This window comes from bacterium (assembly GCA_020440705.1).
In the GTDB taxonomy this organism is placed as follows: domain Bacteria; phylum Krumholzibacteriota; class Krumholzibacteriia; order LZORAL124-64-63; family LZORAL124-64-63; genus JAGRNP01.
On the sequence record JAGRNP010000333.1, the window covers coordinates 1 to 583 of the forward strand.

1 protein-coding gene is annotated in these 583 nt (G+C 64.5%); it reads left to right on the forward strand.

Features of this window, described 5'->3' with window-relative positions; translation table 11 throughout:
• Positions 1-583, forward strand: a 583-nt coding sequence (locus tag KDM41_18660) for an asparagine synthetase B (GenBank protein ID MCB1185446.1), incomplete at both ends; no start/stop codon positions are given.

The following is a 583-nucleotide window of genomic DNA, read 5'->3' on the forward strand; positions in this document are numbered from 1 at the left end:
TCGCCGATGGGCAGGCCGCGAACATCCTGCGGGAGATCGCGGACCCCGAGGTGAACATGGAAGTGGTGAAGCTTGAGAAGGCCCCCAAGATCGCGGTGTACGCCCCGGAAGGCTTCCAGCCGTGGGACGATGCGGTGACCATGGTCATGGAGTACGCGGAGATTCCCTACGAGCGCATCTACGATCCGCAGGTGGTCGCGGGTGTGCTGCCCACCTTCGACTGGCTGCACCTGCACCACGAGGACTTCACCGGCCAGTACGGCAAGTTCTGGCGCAGCTACCGCAACGCCGCCTGGTACCAGGAAATGGTGCGGGAGAGCGAGGAGATGGCCGCTTCGCTGGGCTTTGCGAAGGTCTCCGAGATGAAGCTCGGCGTGGCGCTGGCGATCCGCGACTACGTGGTGGGCGGCGGCTACCTCTTCACCATGTGCTCCGGGACCGACTCCTACGACATCGCCCTGGCCGCCGAGGGGGTCGATATCTGCGGCGAGATGTTCGATGGAGACCCCATGGACCCCGCCGCCCAGCAGAAACTGGACTTCTCCAAGACCTTCGCCTTCCGCGACTTCCAGCTGGAGACCAA